This window comes from Eubacterium sp. 1001713B170207_170306_E7 (genome assembly GCF_015547515.1).
In the GTDB taxonomy this organism is placed as follows: domain Bacteria; phylum Bacillota; class Clostridia; order Eubacteriales; family Eubacteriaceae; genus Eubacterium.
The window spans coordinates 481,725-500,938 of the sequence record NZ_JADMVE010000001.1 but is presented as its reverse complement, the minus strand read 5'-3'; the positions used below and the strand labels follow the sequence as shown (position 1 = coordinate 500,938).

At 49.0% G+C, this 19,214-nt stretch carries 21 protein-coding genes; 3 read left to right on the top strand and 18 right to left on the bottom strand.

The features are described 5' to 3' along the window. Positions 1–4: 4 nt before the first annotated feature. The 6 genes from I2B62_RS02525 to I2B62_RS02500 all read right to left on the bottom strand — a co-directional run bounded on the left by I2B62_RS02525 (position 5) and on the right by I2B62_RS02500 (position 5,236). Positions 5–568 (bottom strand): Fe-S-containing hydro-lyase, encoded by a 564-nt coding sequence (locus I2B62_RS02525; RefSeq protein WP_195267396.1) that lies wholly within the window; start codon positions 566–568, stop codon positions 5–7. A 9-nt stretch (positions 569–577) separates the two neighbouring features. Further along, the gene (locus I2B62_RS02520) at positions 578–1,420 is read right to left on the bottom strand and encodes a fumarate hydratase (protein ID WP_195267395.1); all 843 of its coding nucleotides are present in this window, start codon (positions 1,418–1,420) and stop codon (positions 578–580) included. Continuing rightward, positions 1,407–2,585, bottom strand: coding sequence for a lysylphosphatidylglycerol synthase transmembrane domain-containing protein (locus tag I2B62_RS02515; protein ID WP_195267394.1), 1,179 nt, complete (start codon positions 2,583–2,585; stop codon positions 1,407–1,409). Before I2B62_RS02515 ends, I2B62_RS02520 begins: the two co-directional genes overlap by 14 nt. Before the next feature lie 151 nt (positions 2,586–2,736). Next, positions 2,737–3,207 (bottom strand): tRNA (cytidine(34)-2'-O)-methyltransferase, encoded by a 471-nt coding sequence (locus I2B62_RS02510; protein ID WP_195267948.1) that lies wholly within the window; start codon positions 3,205–3,207, stop codon positions 2,737–2,739. A 104-nt stretch (positions 3,208–3,311) separates the two neighbouring features. Further along, the gene (locus I2B62_RS02505; RefSeq protein WP_195267393.1) at positions 3,312–4,568 is read right to left on the bottom strand and encodes a HAMP domain-containing sensor histidine kinase; all 1,257 of its coding nucleotides are present in this window, start codon (positions 4,566–4,568) and stop codon (positions 3,312–3,314) included. After that, on the bottom strand, positions 4,568–5,236 hold the full coding sequence (locus I2B62_RS02500; RefSeq protein ID WP_195267392.1) for a response regulator transcription factor: 669 nt from the start codon (positions 5,234–5,236) through the stop codon (positions 4,568–4,570). Before I2B62_RS02500 ends, I2B62_RS02505 begins: the two co-directional genes overlap by 1 nt. Before the next feature lie 160 nt (positions 5,237–5,396). On the opposite strand from I2B62_RS02500, the gene I2B62_RS02495 reads away from it, so the two are divergent. Together I2B62_RS02495 and I2B62_RS02490 are read left to right on the top strand one after the other, a co-directional pair. After that, positions 5,397–6,071, top strand: coding sequence for a response regulator transcription factor (locus I2B62_RS02495; protein WP_195267391.1), 675 nt, complete (start codon positions 5,397–5,399; stop codon positions 6,069–6,071). Then, entirely contained in the window at positions 6,058–7,530 is a 1,473-nt protein-coding gene (locus I2B62_RS02490) for an ATP-binding protein (protein ID WP_195267390.1), read from the top strand. Before I2B62_RS02495 ends, I2B62_RS02490 begins: the two co-directional genes overlap by 14 nt. A 210-nt stretch (positions 7,531–7,740) precedes the next feature. Here the strand turns inward: I2B62_RS02490 and I2B62_RS02485 are convergent, their stop codons facing one another. From I2B62_RS02485 to rplU, 10 genes are all read right to left on the bottom strand, one after another. Further along, complete coding sequence (locus tag I2B62_RS02485) at positions 7,741–9,477, bottom strand: B12-binding domain-containing radical SAM protein (protein WP_195267389.1); 1,737 nt, start codon at positions 9,475–9,477, stop codon at positions 7,741–7,743. A 62-nt stretch (positions 9,478–9,539) separates the two neighbouring features. Beyond that, entirely contained in the window at positions 9,540–10,625 is a 1,086-nt protein-coding gene (gene ychF / locus I2B62_RS02480) for a redox-regulated ATPase YchF (RefSeq protein ID WP_195267388.1), read from the bottom strand. A gap of 384 nt (positions 10,626–11,009) precedes the next feature. Continuing rightward, positions 11,010–11,363 carry a ribosome silencing factor gene (gene rsfS / locus I2B62_RS02475; protein WP_195267387.1) on the bottom strand — a complete coding sequence of 118 codons (354 nt, stop codon included), beginning with the start codon at positions 11,361–11,363 and terminating at the stop codon, positions 11,010–11,012. After that, positions 11,360–11,950 (bottom strand): bis(5'-nucleosyl)-tetraphosphatase (symmetrical) YqeK, encoded by a 591-nt coding sequence (gene yqeK / locus I2B62_RS02470; protein ID WP_195267386.1) that lies wholly within the window; start codon positions 11,948–11,950, stop codon positions 11,360–11,362. Before yqeK ends, rsfS begins: the two co-directional genes overlap by 4 nt. Then, positions 11,947–12,576 carry a nicotinate-nucleotide adenylyltransferase gene (gene nadD / locus I2B62_RS02465; protein WP_195267385.1) on the bottom strand — a complete coding sequence of 210 codons (630 nt, stop codon included), beginning with the start codon at positions 12,574–12,576 and terminating at the stop codon, positions 11,947–11,949. Before nadD ends, yqeK begins: the two co-directional genes overlap by 4 nt. Before the next feature lie 17 nt (positions 12,577–12,593). After that, positions 12,594–12,923 carry a YhbY family RNA-binding protein gene (locus tag I2B62_RS02460; RefSeq protein WP_195267384.1) on the bottom strand — a complete coding sequence of 110 codons (330 nt, stop codon included), beginning with the start codon at positions 12,921–12,923 and terminating at the stop codon, positions 12,594–12,596. A gap of 37 nt (positions 12,924–12,960) precedes the next feature. Continuing rightward, entirely contained in the window at positions 12,961–14,241 is a 1,281-nt protein-coding gene (gene obgE / locus I2B62_RS02455) for a GTPase ObgE (RefSeq protein ID WP_195267383.1), read from the bottom strand. Positions 14,242–14,349: 108 nt separating this feature from the next. Further along, positions 14,350–14,637: a 50S ribosomal protein L27 gene (rpmA, locus tag I2B62_RS02450; RefSeq protein WP_013379990.1), complete on the bottom strand. Its 288-nt coding sequence runs from the start codon at positions 14,635–14,637 to the stop codon at positions 14,350–14,352. 15 nt (positions 14,638–14,652) lie between these two features. Continuing rightward, positions 14,653–14,979, bottom strand: a complete 327-nt coding sequence (locus I2B62_RS02445; protein WP_195267382.1) for a ribosomal-processing cysteine protease Prp — start codon at positions 14,977–14,979, stop codon at positions 14,653–14,655. Further along, a complete protein-coding gene (gene rplU, locus I2B62_RS02440; protein WP_195267381.1) occupies positions 14,979–15,293 on the bottom strand; it encodes a 50S ribosomal protein L21 in 315 nt (104 codons plus the stop codon). Before rplU ends, I2B62_RS02445 begins: the two co-directional genes overlap by 1 nt. A 215-nt stretch (positions 15,294–15,508) precedes the next feature. Between rplU and srtB the strand changes: the two genes are divergently transcribed. Next, positions 15,509–16,252: a class B sortase gene (gene srtB / locus I2B62_RS02435; protein WP_195267380.1), complete on the top strand. Its 744-nt coding sequence runs from the start codon at positions 15,509–15,511 to the stop codon at positions 16,250–16,252. Between the two features lie 49 nt (positions 16,253–16,301). Here the strand turns inward: srtB and I2B62_RS02430 are convergent, their stop codons facing one another. Further along, a complete protein-coding gene (locus I2B62_RS02430; protein WP_195267379.1) occupies positions 16,302–17,726 on the bottom strand; it encodes a sodium:alanine symporter family protein in 1,425 nt (474 codons plus the stop codon). A 115-nt stretch (positions 17,727–17,841) separates the two neighbouring features. Further along, entirely contained in the window at positions 17,842–19,095 is a 1,254-nt protein-coding gene (locus I2B62_RS02425; protein WP_195267378.1) for a tyrosine-type recombinase/integrase, read from the bottom strand. Positions 19,096–19,214: the final 119 nt, after the last annotated feature.

Below are 19,214 nucleotides of genomic sequence, written 5' to 3'. Positions count from 1 at the left end.
CCTCCTAATCAATAAATTTATTAGCGTATTTTTGACGTTCGGTTTCGTACAGGTTGTTTCCCTTGGAGTCAATGACCACCAGCGCCGGAAAATCCTCTACCACCAGCTTACGCACCGCCTCGGTTCCAAGCTCCTCATATGCCAGAACCTCAACCGATTTTATACAGTCCTGCAGCAGCGCGCCGGCGCCGCCAACACAGCCAAAATAAACACACTGGTGAATCATCATGCTGTTGATGACCAGCTCTCCGCGGTTTCCCTTTCCGATCATGCCGCGCAGACCATTCTCCATCAGTGTGGGCGCGTAAGCGTCCATGCGATGGCTGGTTGTCGGCCCGGCAGAGCCGATAATCTCACCCGGCTTTGCAGGACATGGCCCCACATAGTAAATAATCTGATCGGTAAAATCAACGGGCAGTGTCCCGCCGGCTTCAAGGGTTTCAACCATTCGCTTGTGTGCCGCGTCCCGCGCTGTATAGATAACCCCGGAGATCAAAACCTGGTCGCCGGCTTTTAATTTGGCGGCATCCTCTTTTGAAACCGGCGTTGTTAATCGTATTACACTCATGTAAGCCTCCTACAGTGTCCGTTCCACATGACGGTTAACATAGCAGCAGATATTGACAGCAACCGGCAATCCGGCAATATGCGTTGGGAAAACATCGACATTGACACTCAAAACCGTGTTGATCCCGCCGAGCCCCATGGGCCCGATGCCCAGATTGTTACACCGCTCAATCAGTATTTCCTCGAGGCCCTGGATATGCTGTCTGGCATTGCGCACGCCGATGGGCCGGCTCAGGGCCTCCTTGGCTAAAAGTGCTGCCTTTTCAAAGGTGCCGCCCACTCCCACGCCCACAATAATCGGCGCGCAGGCGTTCGGAGCGCCCTTTTCCACTGTTTCCACCACAAACTCCTCAACACCCTTGATCCCGTCCGATGGCTTGAGCATCTTCATGGCGCTGGTGTTTTCCGAGCCAAAGCCCTTTGGCATTACCTTGAGCTGAAGGGCGTCACCCGGAACTACCTTATAGTGGATAATGGCCGGGGTATTGGTACCGGTATTATTTCTGATAAAGGGGTCATCCACGACCGATTTTCTCAGATAACCCTCGCGGTAGCCCTTTTCGACACCATCCTGAATGGCGTCCTCCAGAGAACCTCCGGCGATCTGCAGGTCCTGCCCCATGGTGACAAAGATAACGGCCATTCCCGTATCCTGACAGATGGGAATCTCCTTCTTCTCCGCCACCTCAAAGTTTTCAATCATCGTTTCCAAAATGGAAATGGCGCTCGGGGATTCTTCCCTTGCCAGCGCAACCTCCATCTCTTTGAGAATATCATCCGTAAGTACCGTGTTTGCTTCAATGCACATTTCTGCGACGGCGTCTCTGATGTACTTAACATCAATTTTCTTCAAATTTATCTCCTTCTTTCGGCTGTTCTTTCGCTTTAAAAGATTCTTCCAGCTCTTCCTGTTTTATAACGTGTTCAATGTCCAGGGCGTCTGTCCGTGTCATTTTTTTGTATTCCCTTTTGCCCATGATGACAGACCGCAGGGAAAGGAAGATCCCACCAAACAAAATGATAAAGTAAAAGGTGATAATCCGCCACAGTATCAACGCCACCGACATGTTAACCGCTCCATAAATCGGCCCGAACAGCAGGGCGAAGCCCGCTTCGGCGCCGCCGGCGGCCCCTGGCGTAGGGATGAAGGCAACTGCCACATAAAGGATCGCCTGCATGGATATGACCAGAAAAGCACTGGAGCCTGTCAGCCCCAGCGAGCAATAGACCCAGTAGTTTATACTGTAAAAAACCAGGATCTGCACAATGGAGACCACGAAAAGCCTGAGCGTTTCCAGCTTGTGCTCCTTGAGCGCCGTGATGGCCTCGGAGTATTCGCCGATAAAATGATCGACCTTGGCATAGTACTTGTCCGGATCTTTAAAAACCCGGATAAACAATAAAAACCGGACGACACCGTTCATGATGCCCCGGGCCATTCTCGGGCTCAGCGCCAGAATAAAAACGAGAATAACACCCGCGATATTGATCAACAGCCCAAAGGCGATCAGCCACCGCGCCGCGGTCAGGCCGCTGTTGATCTTGGCCAGATTCAACAGCGTGGCCAGAATGGCGAGAAGCGTGACCGTCACCTGGTATAACGCGTATTTCTGAACCAGCACCGCGGTTCCTGTGCCCATGCTGTAGCCCCGGCGGGACATCTCGTAGAGCTGGAGCGGCTGGCCCCCGGAGGAACCGGGTGTGATCAGGTTATAATACTGGCCGATAATGGTGACGACCATCGCGAAGGACAGCTTCTCCTCCGGGTAATCGCGCTGCATCAGCTTCAGGAGCATATACCCCTCCAGAAGCCAGTAGATAAAAACGCAAACGATTCCCAACAGAAGAAAACCGATATTCGCCCGGCGCAGCGTATCCGCGAATTCCCTGAGGTTAACCTGCGTCAGGATTACAACGACGGTTGCGCCGATTAAAAAAATAAAAAAGATATAGTTCGAATATTTTTTCCAAAACTCAGAAAAGCGGTGCTTCGCTTTCCCACTGTTGCTGTCATTCATAGTCACCTGCCCGTAAACGTTCCTCAAGACGAATGACGAATCGTTTACTTTTTCATTCAAATATTATAACACAGAATCAATGGATTTTAGAACCCTTTTTGAAAATTTTTTCAGTTTTTTTCATTGTTTTTCATACGCCGCGGCGTTAGGCCTACACCAGCTCCGGGAAGCCCTGCTGCCTGAGCGCTTCGTACAAAACAATATTGACCGAATTTGAAAGGTTAAGCGAGCGGGCCCGCTCATGGTTTTTCATGGGAATTCTGAAACGGTGGTCCGGGTAGGCGCTGTGGATCGCCTCCGGAAGGCCGGCCGTTTCCCGCCCAAACAGCAGGTACGCGTCCTCAGCATACTCGATATCGGCATAGAAGGCCTTTGCGTGGGTGGTGAGGACATAGATTTCGGGATCGGGATTCTGGGCTAAAAAATCCTCAAAATCATCGTAAACCGCCAGATCCAGAAGATCCCAGTAATCCAGTCCGGCCCGTTTCAGATGCTTCTCGTCCAGCGAAAAGCCCAGTGGCCTGATAAGGTGCAGCTTTGTGTTTGTCAGCGCACAGGTTCTCGCGATGTTTCCGGTGTTTTGTGGTATCTCTGGCTGGTAAAGTACAACATTCATTTTAATAATACCCTCTTTCCTTTTTAATGCTCTTTGATTTATGTTAAAACCATAAAAAAAGATAAATCTCATTCCGAACACTCAGAACGTCATGAAATTTATCTTTATAGCTATTTCAAAGTGGTCTTTGGCAGTACAATCGTAAAGGTGCTTCCCTGATCGGGCACACTGTCAATTTTTATTTTGCCGCTATGCTGCTTCACGATCATATCCGCAATGCTCAGCCCCAGACCAACGCCGCCTTTTTCGCGGTTTCGCGCATCGTCCACGCGGTAAAAACGGCTGAATATTTTCTTTTTCGCTTCCTCTGTCAGACCGACACCCGTATCCTTAACCGCGATACAGACATTTCGCTTTGTCACGTTTAGAGAAAGCGTCACGGTTCCTTCGCCAGGCGTGTATTTAATGGCGTTATCGACCAGAATACGGATGGCCTGTTTTATCCGCTCCTCATCGCCTTTATAGTCGATGCCCTCTGCGATATTGCCCTTGAGCGCGATCTCATTCTCTCTGGCGACGTCAAACATCAGGTCGATAATTTCAGCGCAGAGCGCGCTGAGGTCAAAGACTTCCTTCTTCATGATGACCTTTTTGTTGTCCGCCTGGGCAATCAGCAGTAATTCCGACACCAGGTGGGCCATGGTCTCACTCTCAAGGCTGATGTTGTTGAGCCAGCGGATATTATCCTTGAGTACCTCGTCTTCCTTTAGCTTCAGGACCTCCACGTTGGTCTGGATAACCGTCAGCGGCGTTCTGAGCTCGTGGGAAGCGTCCGCGATGAATTTCTTCTGGTTCTCAAAGGTTTCCTTGATCGGCTGTAAAGACTTCCCGGCCAGAAAATAGCTGATCGGGATCAGCAGGAGGATGCCCCCGCTGCCGATAAAGAGCAGGAAGGAAATCACATAGGTAATCATGGAGCGTTCCGTTGTAATCTGCTGAAACACCTCCAAAGTGTGGGATTCATCCCCACGGCTGAACCGTGTCACATAAACTCTGTAATCTGCCCCGTTAAGATTAAAAACCTTAAAATCATTGTTAAAGCTCTGATCCATTGCCAGTTCGTAGCCATGCATGATCAAATCATTATCCTCGACCTTCATACTGACAGTCTGGTTATTCTCATCCCATTCAATGTATTCATAGCCCATTTTGTCATGCATGGAATTATTATTGAAAATACCGTCGCCCTTTTCCGATTCCGCCGAATTATTGATGATGCCCTTGGCAGTATCCATCAGATAGACTTCCCCGGTAAGCCCCAGGCTCCATTGAACAAGAAAGCCCAGCAGTAAGATAAATAAAAAAAGAAAAGCAATGAGAATCAAAGTGTTGAACAGCGTAATCTGCCTCTTGATCTCTTTAAACATTATTTTTTACTCAAAGTGTAACCTACACCACGGATTGTGTCAATCTTAACGTTTGTATTGGCAAGCTTTTTACGGAGATTATGGACATAGATTTCAATGTTATTTTCATTGACTTCCTTATCGAAGCCCCACACCCGGTCTAAAATCTGTTCTCGGGTAAACACCTGATTCGGGCGTTTCAGCAGCATTTCAAGGATTTTCGCTTCCTTCACCGAGAGCTTATACTCGTTTTCCTGCGTCTGCATCATATTCTTCTTGGTGTTAAAGCTGACGTCCTCGAAGGAAATGATCTCACCTTTTATTTCATGGTCGGGGCGTCTGCTCAGCGCGCGGATTCTGGCAAAGAGCTCCTTGGCCGAAAAGGGCTTGATCAGATAATCGTCCGCGCCCAGGTCAAGCCCCTTTACCTTGTCGTCGACTGTGCCCTTGGCGGTCAGCATCAGAACCGGCGTAGTGATGTCCCGGTCCCGGACCTCCTTGAGAATTTCGAGGCCGCTCTTCATGGGCAGCATGATGTCCAGCACAATGACGTCATAAATCGGATTCAGGGCAAAGAGCAGCCCCTCCTCGCCGTCATTCGCCACATCACAATCTATATTTTGGATTTTACACAGCTCCTGAAGAGCGTCTGTAATTTTCACTTCATCTTCTATAAATAATATGCGCATTTTATTCTCCTATTTTTTGGAATTTTATTAATATTAAGTATATAGTCCAATCCTTAAATTTGGATAAATTCAACGGCTAAAGGGCCTGAGCAAGCGAAATTCATTGCATCCAGGGCCCATAATCCTTATAATAAAGAGAGATAACAGAAGGAGGGTTCCCATGGATTGCATACTTATTGTCGAGGATGATAAAAAAATTTCCCGCATCATCGAGCTTCAGCTGAACCACGCAGGCTTCAAAACCGCCAAGGCTTTTAACGGCCGCGAGGCCATTGATGTTTTCAACAATACCCCGGACATCGACCTGGTGCTGCTGGACATCATGCTGCCGCAGCTGAACGGCTACGAGGTTTTAAAATACATCCGCAGCCAGTCCCCTGAACTGCCCGTTATTTTTCTCACGGCCAGGGATGACACCGGCGACGTGGTAAACGGCCTCAATCAGGGCGCGGACGACTATATTACCAAGCCCTTTATTTTCGATGAGCTTCTGGCGCGCATCAAGGCGAACCTCCGCAAAAAAGCTGCTCCTTCGGCCCGAAACAGCGTTGCCTTTGAGGATCTGTCCATCGACCTCGACACCTTTATGGTCACGCGCGGCGGCCAGAGCATTGAGCTCTCAAAGACAGAGTTCGACCTGCTGCATTACCTGGTGCTCAACCACGGGCTGGTACAGTCCAGAGAGCAGATTCTGGACCAGGTGTGGGGCTTTGATTATTTTGGAAACGACAATATCGTGGACGTCTACATCAAATATCTGAGAGATAAGATCGACAAGCCCTTTGAGCGAAAGCTGATCCAGACAGTGAGAGGGCGCGGCTATGTCATTAAATAAGGTTCAGGAACCAAAGCCGATGAAGCTCTACACGCGCATCGTCCTGTTTTTTGTCCTCGCATTCTCCATTCTGCTGATCATTTCCTTTATGATGGTATTTTATTTTTCCCAGCAGATCGTTTTAAACGAAAACCGGAGCAATCTCATAAAGTTCAACAGCTATATCATCAACGTGATCAAGGAAAATGAAGCGGCCCTGCTGTCACTTCCCCCCGACAGCCGTCTGGACTTTATCTCAGAGAAAATATACCCGAATGTCAAGGATAATACCCTGATTTCCTATAAAATTTCGGATAATTACGGCGATGTCTACCTGTCCTCCGAGGGGGTGGAGGACCTGCTGAACCAGGATAACTTTTCAGAATACAACATTGATATCTTCAAGCTGCACATCGACAACCCGGCCGACGAGACCGAGGACAGCGTGGACGTTGACTCCTTCCGCTACCATAAAACCGAGTACTATTACCTTGGCTCAAGCTACCTTGTCAGCGACGACTATACCATCTACATCCAGGTCGTAAAAAATCTGAATGACAGCTTTGTCTATATGACTGCCCTGTTCAGCATTCAGATCGCCATCAGCATTGTCTGCCTTGTGATCATTATCTTCTTGGGCATCTACGGGACCAAGCGCTCCCTGAAGCCGCTGATTCAGATAGCGGAAACAGCCAAAAACATCACCGAGAACAACCTGAACACCCGTATCCGGGAAACCGGAAATAACGACGAGCTGGATCAGCTCATCAAATCCCTTAACCAGATGATCGGCCAGCTTGAGTCCGCCTTTGACGCCCAGAAGCAGTTTGTCTCAGACGCCTCCCACGAGCTTCGGATCCCCCTGACCGTCATTCAGGGCTACGCCGATATTCTCTCCTCCTGGGGCAAGGATAACCCTCAGCTTCTGGAGGAATCGGTCGATTCGATCAATGAAGAAATAAAAAACATGAAAAAACTGGTCGAGGAGCTGCTTCTGATCACCCGCCTCGAGAACAACTACTTTACACAGAAATACGAGCCGGTTGATCTGGGCGGACTGATCACAAAGGTCTACAGCGAATGCGGGATGATCGATACAACACATTCCTTTGAGCTGGCCCGCGCTGACCACTGCATTGTAAAATGCAACGAAGCGCTCATATTGCAGGCTTTAAGGGCACTTGCCGACAACAGCATGAAATATACCCCGGTGCAGGGAAAAATCGCTTTTAGCTGCACTGAGGCCGCAAATCGGTGCATTCTGTCTGTCAGCGATACGGGCATCGGTATTCCCGAGAGCGAACTCGAAAATGTGCGGCGGCGTTTTTTCCGGGTCGACAGCGACCGCTCAAGGGAAACCGGCGGCACTGGCCTGGGCCTCTCCATCATTGAAAGCATTGTAAAGCTGCACCGGGGAGAGCTTGTGATTGAGAGTACCCTGGGGCAGGGCACCACCATGAAAATCTTTCTAAACAAGTAAAATAGAAGAGACGCCAAAAGCTTGAGGGGGTGACAGGGTCACCCTCTCTCTTTGGTTTGGTCTGGTTTGGTCTGGTCTGGTTTGGTTTATATAATGTGTCCGGTTTGCTGTCCGGTTTGCTACCCGGTTTGCTATCCGGAACCATAACCGGAACTGTGTCCGGAACCGTGTCCAAACCTTCATGCATTTAAGCCTGGAAAGTCCGTGTGTTTACTCCGCCACCCGGATCAGCTTACCCTCATAAAAGACACAGAGGCTTCCCCTGCCCGGCTCAGTGTCCAGATACCGCTGGGCAAGGTCGAGGGCATTTTCCTCAAAATACTGAAAAAAGACCTGCTTGATCACCTGCTTGGCCGGCTGTCCCGAAAACATGGGCAGGCAGATGTCCACAAAGGCTTCATCCTTCAGCTGTTCAAAGGCCGCAGTTTTTGAAAGCGTCCGGTTTTCAAAGAAGCCGGGCAGCGAGCGGTATCCCTGCCTGAGATAATCCATTTTGATCAGCTCGCCGAGGGTTTCCCTGTGGGGCGGCTGTATGCCCAGCGCGGTAAAATCCTGTAATACGCTGTAGAGCTGCTCCTTGGATTTTCCAACCTCATAGCAGCCCTTGTCCCGCCAGTGGGCCGATAAAGCCTCAAAAAACTCAAAGGGCGTACCGCAGCACTGGTTTTCAAAAATATATTTCAGGCTCAGAAAAAAGGCGCCGGAGTTGTAATAACGGTCTACGAGCTCCTCGATGTCCTTTAAGCGCAGCAGCTCTTCCGAGGTGATAAAATCATTGCTGATGACCTCGTAGGGCGGAAAGCTCGCGTAGCGGTAGTAGAACTTATCTGCTTCCCGCCGGATTTTAGTGCCCTTCAGCAGCTTTAAAAATCCCAGCTGCAGCATATCCGGCTCAATGGCGATGGTTTCGTTAAAGGATTTTTTGAAAACCGCGTAGGTTTCCTTGGGCAGCCCGGCGATTAAATCGACATGCACATGACAGTTTTTAAACCCAATCAGGCGCTTTACATATTTCCGGATTTTGTCCAAATCGGTCTTTCGGGTGATGGCCTCCAGGGTTTCATCATTGGTGCTCTGGATGCCAATCTCAAACTGCATCAGGCCCTTTGGCGCTTTCGCGATCATTTCCAGAAGCTCGTCGTCCAGCAGGTCCCCCGCAATTTCAAAATGAAAATTCGTATCACATTCTTTCCCTGCCAGATAAGCGATGATGGCCTTGGTGCGCCGGATATCGACATTAAAGGTCCGGTCCACAAATTTCACCTGCTTTACCCGGTGGCTGATGAAAAAGTCCAGCTCCCTGAAAACACGCTCAAGGGGCAGAAACCGCACACTCTGCAGGGTAGATGAGAGGCAGTAGGAGCACTGAAAGGGGCAGCCGCGCATGCTCTCATAATAAATGATTTTATCCGAAACGGACCGGATATTTTCTTCATCATAGGGGAAGGGCAGCGTGTCCAGCGCCTCGACAATGCCGACTTTTTCGCCGCTGGCAGGTGAACGGGACACATCGCGTCCAAACCAGTTTACATTGTCCATCTGCAAAAGCGGGGTTTTGTCTCTGCTCTCCAGCGTTTTAACAAACGCCGGAAAGACCGTCTCCCCCTCACCCGAGATGATGTAATCAACAAAGGGATGGTCCTCCAGAAGGGTGCCGCTGTCATAGGATACCTCTGGGCCGCCCCAGAACACAACGCAGTTGGGCCGGCTCTTTTTCAGCACCTCACTGATTTTTGAAACCATCTCCATATTCCAGATATAGCAGGAAAAGCCATAGTAATCCGCCTGCAGCCGCAAGAGCCTGCCAACCACCAGATTGAGCTGATCGTTGATGGTGACCTCACAGAGCTCCACATCCGCCCCGGGTGCGGCTGCCTTCAGGGACCTTATGGCCAGGTTTGTATGCACATATTTCGCGTTGACGCCCACTAAAACACATTTACTCATTTGCTTCCTCTTTTACAGAAAAATCCCGAAACATGCTGCACCACGTTTCGGGACAATTTTTATTATACATTAAACCGGAAAAACGTTACGTCACCATCCTGCATGATGTAATCCTTACCCTCGATCCGGGTGATTCCAAGTTCTTTGGCCTTCACGTCTGACCCGGCCTCCACCAGCTGCTCATAGGTTGTGATCTCTGCACGGATAAAGCCGCGCTCTATGTCGGAGTGGATCTTTCCCGCGGCCTGGGGCGCCTTTGTGCCCCGCCTGATGGTCCAGGCACGTGTTTCCTCTGGTCCTGCGGTCAGGAAGGTAATCAGCCCCAGCAGCTTGTAACCGGCGCGGATAACCTGATCGAGGCCAGAAGCCTCAAGCCCAAGGTCCTCCAAAAACAAAGCCTTTTCCTCATCGTCCAGCTCCGCGATCTCTTCCTCGATCTTCGCGGAAATCTTGATGACCTCGCGGTTGTCACCCGAGACCTTTTCCTTCAGGGCCTTAACCATGGCGTTGTCCTCAATCAGATCATCCTCAGACACATTGGCAATGTAAAGGACTGGTTTGGTGGAAATCAGCTGTAAGCCAGAAATAAAGCTCCATGCATCTTCTGAAAAATCGGTTTCCAGCGGCATCTTGCCTGCCTCCAGAATGGCCTTCAGCTTTTCAAGAAGCTCAAGATTGGCCCTCTCGGCCTTGTCGCTCTTGGCAGCTTTTCTTGTTTTTTCAACCCGGCGGTCCACCATTTCCAGGTCGGCTAAAATCAGCTCGAGATTGATGGTCTCCAGATCGTCCAGCGGGTCGATCTTTCCCTCAACGTGAACCACATTCTCATCCTCAAAGCAGCGGACCACATGGGCGATGGCGTCGACCTCACGGATGTGGGACAAAAACTTATTTCCCAGCCCCTCGCCCTTGCTTGCACCCTTAACCAGGCCGGCAATGTCCACAAACTCAATGGTGGTGGGCACCACCCGCTTGGACTGATACATCTTTTCAAGCACTTCCAGACGCTCATCCGGTACGGTCACCACGCCCACATTCGGGTCGATGGTACAAAAGGGATAGTTGGCGGATTCTGCGCCAGCTTTTGTTATCGCATTAAAAATTGTACTTTTACCGACGTTTGGTAATCCGACAATTCCAATTTTCATCTGTATACCTCTCTTTACAATTCGGTGTTCGTTAACTTTATAATTATACAATAGGAAAAGCATAATCGCAAGCGGTCAGCCTCATAAACAAAGAAAAAAGGACCGAATAAGTATCCGGCCCTCAGATTGTAAAAAGCCGTGAAGCGAAGCTTTTTACCTAAGGAAAAAAAAAGTGTTCTGCGGGCATTGACCGCGCGCCTGCAGCTTCTTTACTAAAATGGTTTCTATATCCCTCCAGTGTCCGGCAGCGCCGGTAAAGCGCCTCGACTCCCAGCCATTTGCCCAGCGCCTGGACCTTTTGGCTTATCTGGATAAAAGGCGCAGTCTCAAGCTGCGCCACCGCTTCGACAATCTGAGGGGGCAGATAAATATCCGGCCCTTTGCTTATTCAAAGGTAGATGGTCGTGTGCCGTCTTTCCAGAGGCGTTCCAGATTGTAAAACTGGCGTTCCTCCGCGTGGAAAATATGGATGATCACGTCATAATAGTCCAGTAAAATCCAGCGCGCTTCCCGTTCACCCTCGATGCTCTTCGGGGTAATGCCAAGCTGCCCGGCCTCATACTCGATATTATCGGCAATGGCCTTTACCTGGCGCTCCGAGCTGCCGCTGGCAATGACAAAATAATCGCCCAGGGTTGAAACCTCTGAAATATCAATGATTTCAACGTCTGTGCCATTTTTAGCGTCAATCCACTCTTTTACTTTTTCTGCAAATTCTTTTGGTTCGATATCAATCACTCCTTTTGGTTTTTTTCACGATCCATTTTTTCAAGGATCAAATAGTTGCGTGCCGAGACGGTTCTTTCGTGAATCAAACCGCCGATTCCGCTGATATAGCGGATGGTATTCGTCAGCGCCTGGATCATGGCGTCGTCCAGATCTTCAAAAGCCAGCTTTCTGAGCTTGTCGACTCCCGGATAGCTTCGCCCGGGCTCGATAAAATCAGCCAGATAGATAATTTTTTCGAGAACGTTCATGTTTTTCCGACCAGTTGTATGGTATTTGATGGCGCCCAGCACTTCCTTGTCCTCAATGCCATATTCGGTACGCGCCACCAGCGCGCCCACCGGGCCATGCAGCAGCTGCGGCTCACGCCTGGTGATCTCATCAACCTTCAGATAATGCTTTTCGGCTGTTTCCATCAGCTGCGCGTCGCTGTAGTTTTTAGCGCAGTCGTGCAGCAGAGCTGCGTACTGCACCTTGTTGGCGTCGCAGGGGTAGATTTCCGCCAGCTTCATGGCGGAATCGACCACATTCAAGGTGTGCTCGTAGCGCTTGGGCTTCAGTTCTTTTTTTAATTTCTTTTGAATTTCCGCGTATTTCATTCTGCATCTCCCAGGTGCTGTTCTGCTAAATAAAGCCGGTTTTCACCAATATACTGCTCCACCGTTTCCGGCAGAAGGTATTTAATGGAATAACCGTTCTTCACTCTTCCCCGAATATCCGAGGAAGCGATGTCCATTTCCGAGGTAAATAGTTTGTAAATTCTGGCGCCGTAAATTTCCTGAAGCTCCTCAATCCGCGCGTCCAGCTTGTTGTGGGAATAGCCCGGCCTGAAGGTCGTGATGAAATTAACCGCTGCCAGAAGCTCTGGCGCGCCCTTCCAAAGCGTGATTTCAAACATGATATCCGCGCCGGTGATAAAATAAAACTCACTGTCCGGATAGGTTCGTTTGATCTGCTCGATTGTATCGACCGTATAGGTCATTCCCGGCCGGTCGATCTCAATGGACAGCACCTCAAAGTAAGGGTTGGACTGGGTCGCAAGCTCTACCATTTTCAGGCGGTGCCTGCGGTCGATCTCCTTGTCCATCTCCTTAAAAGGATTGTTGCCGGCGGGGATAAACAGCACCTTATCCAGACCATACTGGTCTCTGGCCGACTCTGCCAGCAAAAGGTGCCCGGTATGAATCGGGTTAAAGCTCCCGCCTAATAAGCCTATTTTTTCCATACTTACCTCTTTAAAAGCTACCGTTTATTTTTCTTCTTCAGTGTCTTTGAATTTTTGGACGGCACTTCTATTTTTGTTTTCAAAAGATTCTTTTTATACAATATGAATTTGTTGCCGATGGTGCAGACCACCTCTGCCTTTGCCGCTCCGGCCAGTGTCCGGGCTGCGTCCTCGACCTCTTCCATGGAATTCTGCTGGATTTTTCCCTTTATCAGCTCTCTGGCCACAATGGCGTCCTTTGTCTGCTGGATCACCTCTGGCGTAATCCCGTCCTTACCGATAAAAATAATATCGGGGATATCCATGGCAAGCTTTCTCAAATAGCTTCTCTGTTTACTTGTTAGCATTTTTCTCTCTTTCTATTATAGCATATCTTGCTCAGTTTTATTTAAAATATTCAAATTCAATGTCCTGAAGCCTGACGACCTCTTCGTCCTGAATGCCCATCTCCTCAAGTTTTTTGAATATGCCCTTGTCCTTGAGCACTTTCTGGAAATAACCGATGGAGTCAAAGTCCTCAAAGTTGACCGAATTGATCAGACGTTCAAAGTCCCCTTCCACCACGTAGACCTCGCCTTCCTTATGAACGGTAAAGGGCTCTTCGTCGAAATCAGCCTTGTATACCACGTCCTCGTCGGCTTCCACCTCAAAGATCGGCTCAACCTCGCCGATTTCATCCAGCAGCTGAATCACGCGGCTCAACAGGGCGTCAATGCCCTTTCCTGTCGCTGCGGATATGGGGAACACCTCGTAGCCCATCGCTTCAAATTCCGACACCAGAAGCTCCAGCTCCTCTGGATCAGAGATCAGGTCCACCTTGTTCAGGGCTACTACCTGCATTCTCTGGGCCAGACGTTCATTGTATTCTTTTAATTCCTCATTGATGGCTTTAAAATCTGCCAGAGGATCCCGTCCCTCACTGCCAGAGGCGTCCAGCATATGGATCAGAAGCTTTGTCCGCTCAACATGGCGTAAAAACTGGATTCCCAGACCGGTGCCCTCGTGAGCGCCCTCGATAATCCCGGGAATATCCGCGATGACAAAGGGGTCGTAATCCTTCCATGCTGCCACGCCAAGGTTTGGCACGATGGTTGTGAAATGATAATTCGCAATCTTAGGCTTGGCTGCCGTTACCATGGAAAGAAAGGTTGACTTTCCAACATTCGGGAACCCCAGCAGGCCAACGTCTGCCAAAAGCTTTAATTCCAGCACCAGTGTTCTTTCCTGGCCCTTTACGCCGCCCTGGGCAAACCTCGGAGCCTGTCGGGTGGCTGTCGAGAAATTCATGTTCCCGAGGCCGCCCCGGCCGCCCTGGGCTACGATACAGGATTCGCCGTCCTCGCTCAGGTCACAGAGTATCCGGCCTGTTGTTTTATCCTTGATCACTGTGCCCACCGGTACCTTGATAAGCAGGTCCTCACCGGATTTACCGGTCGAGCGGCCCCCGGTTCCATTGCCGCCGCTCTCTGCCTTGTATTTTTTACGATATTTAAAAGCCAGCAGCGTTCTCAGTCCATTATCGGCCTGAACGATCACATTGCCGCCTCGGCCTCCATTGCCGCCGTCAGGCCCGCCGTTTGGCACGTATTTCTCACGGCGGAAGCTCATTCCGCCATGTCCGCCGTTTCCAGCGGTTACATATATCTGCGCTTGATCAACAAACATTATAGCACCTCATTTCCAATGTTTATATACCCACATATAAGAAAAACCTCTTATCATAAAATTACAATAAGAGGTTTTTGATATTATTCGACTGTCGTCCTAATAGAACTACATTGCTTCTCGAGGATAAATGCTGACCTGTTTCTTGTCTTTGCCTTTACGTTCGAAAGTTACGACACCGTCACACATCGCAAATAAAGTATCATCGCCACCGCGGCCTACGTTCTTGCCGGGATGAATATGAGTTCCTCTCTGTCTTACTAAAATGTTACCAGCCAATACGAACTGACCGTCTCCTCTTTTAACGCCTAGACGTTTGGATTCACTGTCACGACCGTTTCTAGAACTACCTACCCCTTTTTTGTGGGCAAACAGTTGAAGGTTCATTTTAATCATTATTTTCACCTCCTGTTAATTATCAATTATTTTAACATAATCTCTGTAAGCGGCTTCTGTGGCACACAGCCCCAGATGGAACGTATCCATCAAGGCATCTGCCTGAATTTTTTGCACCGGGTCTTTGATCTCGGGGATTTCAAAGGACGTATAGCCTTCATCCACCTGGCGGTTTAAGTCTTTTAAACCGACGATCTCACTCAAGCCATTCAATATGCTGATGGTTAAGATCGAGACCCCTGCGCATACAATATCCTCGCCCGAATCCGCATATTCTCCATGTCCGGATACCTCTACTTTTCGTATCGTATCACGGTCTCTTTCAAAAGTTACTGTAATCATTACGCTTCGATTGCTGTAATTTTAACTTTCATAAACGGCTGTCTGTGGCCCTGTTTTTTACGGTAATCTTTTTTAGATTTGTATTTATAGATAATTACCTTTGAAGATTTAGCAACTTCTAAAACTTCGCCTTTAACCACTGCATTTTCAACAACCGGAGTACCAACGGTTAATTCACCGTCTTTGTTCACTGCTAAAACATCGCTGAAAGAAACTTCTTTCGCGCCGTCTTCAAGATTGAGTTTTTCAATTTCGATTACGTCGTCCTGCTGAACGCGGTACTGCTTACCACCTGTTTTAATGATTGCGTACATAATAAAAACACCTCCTCATACCAGTCTCGCCACGAAAGGTGCATTTCTGACTTATAACCTTACATGTGCGGCTTCATAACTCGTTAATCATAACACATGCCCAAAGTCCTTGTCAATCACAAATAAAATTTTTTTCTTTTAAAAAACAGGGTCTTTCTTTTTAAGCTAATTATGCTAAAATAAAGCCGTTATTATTTTTGACAAAGGAAACCGTAATGAGCCAAAAACCAAAGAACAAAAATGAAAAGACACATAACCGGATCATCAACAGCCTCTGCGTAATCGTCATTATCGCCTCACTGGCCGGTTTAATCTGCTATAGCCTGCCCTATATCCGGAATTCCCTGAAAAAGGAAGAGGTGGCAAGCATGGCCCAGCCAACCGCCGAGGACACCGGAATTGATTTCGACGCCTTAAAGGCCGTTAACCCGGATACTGTGGGCTGGATAAAGATAGAAGGCACCTCGATTGATTATCCGGTGGTCCAGACCGATAATAATGACCGGTATTTATACACCACCTTTGAGGGTGAGGAATCCCAATGGGGCGCTGTTTTCCTGGATTACACCTATAATTTCAACCGTACGCCAAAGGCCCAGAACAGCGTCTTATACGGACACAGCCATAACATACAAAAATCCTCCACCTTTGGAGACCTCCACAATTATCTGGACGAGGGCTTTTTCAACACACACCAGACTGTCGAATACGACCGTGTCGGCGACCCGGGAAAGTGGGAAATCTTCTCGGTTTATAAAACAGAAGCCGATTACGACTACCGGCGGCCAGATTTCGCAGACGAAGCAGATTTTCTTTCTTATTTCCAGCGCATCCAGGAACGGAGCCTCTATAAAACCGACGTGGTTCTTGAGCCTGACGATGAAATCCTGACCCTCTCCACCTGTGTATTTGACATGGATGACGGCCGGCTGGTCATCACCGCCAGAAAAATCAGATAAATAAAAAATCCCGCCGGCAACTGAGTTACCGGCGGGATTTTTGGTGCGTCTATTTCTTTTTAAGCCGTCTGGCTTCCTTCTCCGGAATCAGGATTGTTTTCTGATAGTCAAAGCATTCCTGCGCAATCACCTTGTTAAGCACCAGCAGACAGATAAGATTCGGAATCGCCATCAGCCCATTCATGGTGTCTGAGAAGTCCCACACAATCTGCAACGCTGTTGTCGCGCCAAAAAATGTGACCACGGAAAAGACAAACCGGTAGATTTTAACCGCCACAGTCGACGGAATCAGATATTCCAGCGACTTTTCGCCATAGTATTCCCAGCCCAGTATGGTCGAGAAAGCAAAAAGCATAATCCCGATGGTGACAATCAGAGCCCCGACCGGCCCAATGGCGGACTCAAAGGCCCGGATGGTCAGATTTGCTCCGGTATAGATCTCGCCCGCCGCATTGGTGGTTCCGAGAACACCGGAGGATGCGATTACAAGGCCCGTAATGGTACAGACAACCAGCGTGTCAAAAAAGGTGCCGGTCATGTTAATGTAGCCCTGTCTTGAAGGGTGGTCTGTCTTGGCCGCTGCCGCCGCGATCGGGGCAGAACCGAGACCCGCTTCATTTGAGAATACCCCGCGGGCAACGCCCCAGCGCATGGCCGAAAGCATACTCGCAATGATCGAACCGCCCACACCGCCGGCAACTGCTTCGGGTGAAAAGGCCATGCGGAAGATCTCAACAACTCCCGCCGGGACATTGTTAAAATTAATGATAATTACAATAATTCCAGCCACAAAGTAGAACACTGCCATAATCGGAACGATAAAACCACAGACACGGCCAATGCTTTTGATACCGCCCAGAAGGACGATCAACGCCAAAACAGTCAGGATAACACCAGTCACCCAGGTGGGTACCCCAAAGGTATTTTTCACTGCATCGGAAATGGAGTTCGCCTGCGTCAGGTTACCGATACCAAAGGACGCGATAACCGCAAAAAGTGAAAATAAGAACGCCAGCAGACTTCCCAGCCATTTGATTTTAAAGCCCTTTTTCATGGCATACATCGGCCCGCCGGCCATCTCGCCCGACGAGTTGGTCTCACGGTATTTGACCGCCAGAACGCTCTCGCCATATTTAGTGGAAAGCCCAAACAGCGCGCTGATCCACATCCATACCAGCGCCCCAGGACCGCCCAGCACCATGGCTGTGGCAACGCCGACAATGTTACCGGTACCGATGGTCGCGGCCAGGGCTGTCATCAGAGACTGAAACGGCGAGATATCCCCGCTGTGCTCCTCAGCATTTTCATCCTTAGGCGGCCGGGTAAACACCGATCTCAGCGCGTACCCCAGATTCCGCCACGGCAAAAACTTCAGCCGTATGGTCAAAAAGACACCTGTACCCACCAGCAGCACAAGCATGTATTGTCCCCATACAAAGTCATTGACCACGGCAATAATTTCAGAAAAACTCATTTTCTCCCTCCCTTTTTCTAAATATATTTGTCTATTTTACCACATTTCACGTTAGTGCACAAGTTGCGGGTACAAGTGTCCTCATTGTGCGGTCTTTTTGATTTTTAAAAAAAGATCAGGCGGAATACTCCCAATCTACCTTAGACATTTCGGCCCTGTCCTGGTTTGTGATGGAATGGATATAGAGCTGTAATGTCAGCGCTGCGTTGGAATGTCCCAATATCCTGCTCAAGACAGAGATCTGCATGTTTTTACTGGCCGCGATGGTGGCAAAGGTATGCCGGAGGGCATGGAAATTGACTGCCTTCACCTTCGCCTTTTTTAAAACGACTTTAAAATACTGCTGGTATACTCTCGGATCAATGAAGCTCCCCGACTGATTTTGGAAAACAAAGGTGTTTTCATTGATGTTTCCCCACGACTCAGCTACGACCATGCGGTAATAGCCCTTTAAATACCCGTATTGCCCGTTGTTCATGGGAATATCCCGTACCGAATTGGTCGTTTTTGTCTCTGAAACGACCAGCTTTGTTTTCGGCCCGTCAGGATCAAAGGTTTTAACCCGCTGTACTGAGTGCCTGACATGAATCATCCTGTTGGCGAAATCAACATCCCCCCACTTGAGGGCCGCCAGCTCCCCAAGGCGCATGCCGGTTTTCAAAGCCACCAGAATCGCGACAGATTTAGGGTTGTCATCGGTGTGCAGCAGCACGTACTCCAACCGTTTACACTCATCCGGCTCCAGATAAACCGGCTTATGGAAGCGTTTAGGCGGCAGCGATAGCTTCCTGCAGGGATTTTTGATCATGAGCTCCTGGTCTACTGCCAGCTCCAGCGCGCTTTTTAAAATCATCATATAGCTTCTCACCGTTGCGGGTGACAGGCCTGTGCCATCATTCTTTCCCATTTCACACAGATACTTGATAAATTTCTGGATGATTTCCGGTGTCAGCTCCAGCAGATTATAGCTGCCGATCTGCGGAATGATGTGCTTGTAAATCACATTATAATACCGCATGTACGAGGTTTGACGAATCGTATTTTTCTTGTGCCCCTCCAGCCACTCGACCATCCACTCCTGAAGCGTCAGTGTACGGACCACCTTCAGCATCTCATCGTGGCTGAGGGCTCTCTGCAGAATCCCGGTTGTCTGCTGCTGTGTCTTCTGTCTGCGCAGCAGACGCTGCAGGTCAACCTCCTCCCGCACCCTTTCCTCAGCCTCTTCCAGAACTTCAACCGCTTCCTCATAGGTATGGGCGTAAACCGACCGGTAGATGGCCTTACCATACACCTCTTCGTACCCCACGATGTAACGCCCTTCATAACGATTGTCTTTCCGCTTGTAAATGTTTCTTCTCTGTTCTTTCATGATTTCCTCCATATAAATAAAATTTCTATATCATTTTATATTTGAAGATGAAAATCGGCTGAGATTTTTTGGAACAAACTATGTTTATTTGTTTTAAACCTCTCTTTTATGCAAAAATA

Excerpts from the sequence above, each read along its gene's own strand:
- I2B62_RS02525 (WP_195267396.1), bottom strand. The coding sequence starts at position 568 with ATGAGTGTAATACGATTAACAACGCCGGTTTCAAAAGAGGATGCCGCC.
- I2B62_RS02515 (WP_195267394.1), bottom strand. The coding sequence starts at position 2,585 with ATGAATGACAGCAACAGTGGGAAAGCGAAGCACCGCTTTTCTGAGTTT.
- I2B62_RS02505 (WP_195267393.1), bottom strand. The coding sequence starts at position 4,568 with ATGTTTAAAGAGATCAAGAGGCAGATTACGCTGTTCAACACTTTGATT.
- I2B62_RS02500 (WP_195267392.1), bottom strand. The coding sequence starts at position 5,236 with ATGCGCATATTATTTATAGAAGATGAAGTGAAAATTACAGACGCTCTT.
- I2B62_RS02495 (WP_195267391.1), top strand. The coding sequence starts at position 5,397 with ATGGATTGCATACTTATTGTCGAGGATGATAAAAAAATTTCCCGCATC.
- I2B62_RS02490 (WP_195267390.1), top strand. The coding sequence starts at position 6,058 with ATGTCATTAAATAAGGTTCAGGAACCAAAGCCGATGAAGCTCTACACG.
- I2B62_RS02485 (WP_195267389.1), bottom strand. The coding sequence starts at position 9,477 with ATGAGTAAATGTGTTTTAGTGGGCGTCAACGCGAAATATGTGCATACA.
- ychF (WP_195267388.1), bottom strand. The coding sequence starts at position 10,625 with ATGAAAATTGGAATTGTCGGATTACCAAACGTCGGTAAAAGTACAATT.
- yqeK (WP_195267386.1), bottom strand. The coding sequence starts at position 11,950 with ATGAAATACGCGGAAATTCAAAAGAAATTAAAAAAAGAACTGAAGCCC.
- nadD (WP_195267385.1), bottom strand. The coding sequence starts at position 12,576 with ATGGAAAAAATAGGCTTATTAGGCGGGAGCTTTAACCCGATTCATACC.
- I2B62_RS02460 (WP_195267384.1), bottom strand. The coding sequence starts at position 12,923 with ATGCTAACAAGTAAACAGAGAAGCTATTTGAGAAAGCTTGCCATGGAT.
- obgE (WP_195267383.1), bottom strand. The coding sequence starts at position 14,241 with ATGTTTGTTGATCAAGCGCAGATATATGTAACCGCTGGAAACGGCGGA.
- rpmA (WP_013379990.1), bottom strand. The coding sequence starts at position 14,637 with ATGATTAAAATGAACCTTCAACTGTTTGCCCACAAAAAAGGGGTAGGT.
- I2B62_RS02445 (WP_195267382.1), bottom strand. The coding sequence starts at position 14,979 with ATGATTACAGTAACTTTTGAAAGAGACCGTGATACGATACGAAAAGTA.
- rplU (WP_195267381.1), bottom strand. The coding sequence starts at position 15,293 with ATGTACGCAATCATTAAAACAGGTGGTAAGCAGTACCGCGTTCAGCAG.
- srtB (WP_195267380.1), top strand. The coding sequence starts at position 15,509 with ATGAGCCAAAAACCAAAGAACAAAAATGAAAAGACACATAACCGGATC.
- I2B62_RS02430 (WP_195267379.1), bottom strand. The coding sequence starts at position 17,726 with ATGAGTTTTTCTGAAATTATTGCCGTGGTCAATGACTTTGTATGGGGA.
- I2B62_RS02425 (WP_195267378.1), bottom strand. The coding sequence starts at position 19,095 with ATGAAAGAACAGAGAAGAAACATTTACAAGCGGAAAGACAATCGTTAT.